3 protein-coding genes are annotated in these 2,289 nt (G+C 58.5%); 2 read left to right on the top strand and 1 reads right to left on the bottom strand.

Features of this window, described 5'->3' with window-relative positions:
* Positions 1-255: putative quinol monooxygenase (locus tag WBF74_RS04645; RefSeq protein ID WP_424435885.1), on the top strand; the 255-nt coding region annotated here is incomplete at its 5' end.
* Positions 256-297: 42 nt separating this feature from the next.
* Positions 298-1,506, top strand: a complete 1,209-nt coding sequence (locus tag WBF74_RS04640) for an acyl-CoA dehydrogenase family protein (protein WP_424435882.1) — start codon at positions 298-300, stop codon at positions 1,504-1,506.
* 138 nt (positions 1,507-1,644) lie between these two features.
* Here WBF74_RS04640 and WBF74_RS04635 read toward each other — a convergent pair.
* Positions 1,645-2,289: SDR family NAD(P)-dependent oxidoreductase (locus WBF74_RS04635; protein ID WP_424435879.1), on the bottom strand; the 645-nt coding region annotated here is incomplete at its 5' end.

Here is a 2,289-nt window from a genome sequence, read left to right as displayed (position 1 = left end):
GGCAAGGAAGCGGAATTTGAGAAGGTCTTCGGCGAGCTGCGCCAGAAGGTGAAGGCGAACGAGAAGGGCTGCCTCCAGTATGACTTCTTCAAGTCCAAGTCGGAGCCGTCCACCTACATCGTCATGGAGCAGTACGCCACGCAGGCTGACCTTGATGCACATGGCAAGACGGATTATTTCCGTGCCGCCGGCCCCGCCCTCGGAGCCGTTCTCGGTGGTGCGCCTTCTCTCCAGTTCCTCGACAAGGTCGAGTAATTATTTGCCGGGCCGATACCGGCCAAGAACGGAAGATTGACTATGGATCTCGCATTCAGCAAGGAAGACGAGGCTTTCCGGCAGGAAGTTCGCCAGTTCATCGAAGAGCATTACACGCCGGAAATGCGACGGCTGCATGCCCGTTCGAAGCATGGCTACATCACCAAGGAAGCCCATATCCAGTGGCAGAAGTCGCTCGCGAAAAAGGGCTGGCTTGCGCCGAACTGGCCCAAGGAATATGGCGGGCCGGGCTTCACCCAGTCCCAGAAATATATCTTCAATGTGGAAATGGGCCGTGCGGGCGTTCCGCACACCATTCCCTTCGGGCCGACAATGGTGGCGCCCGTCATCATGAAGTTCGGGACGCCGGAGCAGAAGAAGCGCTTCCTTCCCGACATTCTCGAAACGAATGTGCTCTGGTGTCAGGGCTATTCGGAGCCTGGTTCGGGGTCGGACCTCGCGTCCCTGAAGACCAAGGCGGAGGACAAGGGCGACCATTTCCTCGTCAATGGTTCGAAGATCTGGACCTCGGTTGCTCAGTGGGCGGACTGGATTTTCTGTCTCGTGCGCACCTCGAATGAGGGCAAGCCGCAGGAGGGGATTTCCTTCCTCCTGATCGACATGAAGACGCCTGGCATCACCGTCGATCCGATTATCTGCCTCGACGGCACCCCGGCGCCCAATCAGGAAGTCAATCAGGTCTTCTTTGAAGATGTGAAGGTGCCGAAGGAAAACCTGATCGGTGAGGTGAACAAGGGCTGGACCTACGCCAAATACCTCCTCGAATTCGAACGCGGTAATCCCTATTCGCCGGGGCTCTACAGCGCGCTCGATGAAGTGCGGGATATGGCGAAGGAGATCATCGTTGATGGTCAGCCTCTCTCGGAAACACCGGGCTTCAAGGCGCGTTACGCCGATATACGCAGCCAGATCACGGCGATGGAGTTCACGGAACTGCGCATCTTCTCCGCGCTTTCCATTGGCGGCAATGTCGGCCCGGAAAGCTCGCTGCTGAAGTGCCGTGGTACGGAGCTGCAGCAGGAAGTCTCGCAGTTCATGGTGGAAGTGCTGGGCGATTATGCGCAGCCGACCATCGAGAACGGCCTTGTCGAGACGAACGAGCCGGAAGTAGGCCCGGAAGGTGCTTTCACCGCTGCGCCATACTACTTCTCGCTCCGCAAGGCGTCGATCTATGCGGGCTCGAATGAAGTTCAGCGCAACATCATGGCAAAGGCTGTGCTCGGGCTCTGAGCGGCAGCGACAGTCACGAAAAGCGGGCATCGGAGAAATCCGGTGCCCGTTTTCTTTTGCCCGCTTTTCTTTGCGCAGCGTGCAACAAAAAAGGGAGCCATGCAGGCTCCCTTTCTGATCTGGCTATGCGCCGGATGCTTACTTGCCGCCCGAGGCGAGTTTGAAGAACTTGCCCGTCTGCTCGCCGCCCATGTGGAAGGGGGTTGCGTTCGAGAAGTCGGTGATCTTCGACCAGTTCTCCGCAACCTTCTCGGCGGTGAGGCCTTCGCGCCCGAGATAGACGCCTTCGGATTCTTCCATGCGCGCCGCAGCGAACACGCCGGCACCTGCGCAAAGGATCATGCCCGTCGGGGCATCTTCCGAGACGAGATACATCACGCCCGGCGTCACCGCTTCCGGCGTCAGCATCTGTTCAGCTTCCGGCGGCATCAGGTCGGAGGTCATGCGCGTATAGGCAACAGGGGCCAGCGCATTGCAATGGATGTTGTTCTTCTGGCCTTCAAGCTTCAGCGTGTTGATGAAGCCGACAACGCCGAGCTTCGCGGCGCCATAGTTCGTCTGACCGAAATTGCCGTAAAGGCCGGTCGAGGAAGCCGTCACGACGATGCGGCCATAGTTCTGGTTCTTCATGATTTCCCAGACGGCCTTGGTCGGCTTCACCGTGCCCATCAGGTGCACGTCCACCACGATCTGGAAATCCGACATCTCCATCTTGGAGAAGGACTTGTCGCGCAGGATGCCCGCATTGTTGATGAGGATGTCGATGCGGCCCCACTCATCCAT

This window comes from Parvibaculum sp., from assembly GCF_049672805.1.
Lineage (GTDB): Bacteria > Pseudomonadota > Alphaproteobacteria > Parvibaculales > Parvibaculaceae > Parvibaculum.
This window is presented reverse-complemented; position numbering and strand designations above follow the sequence as displayed.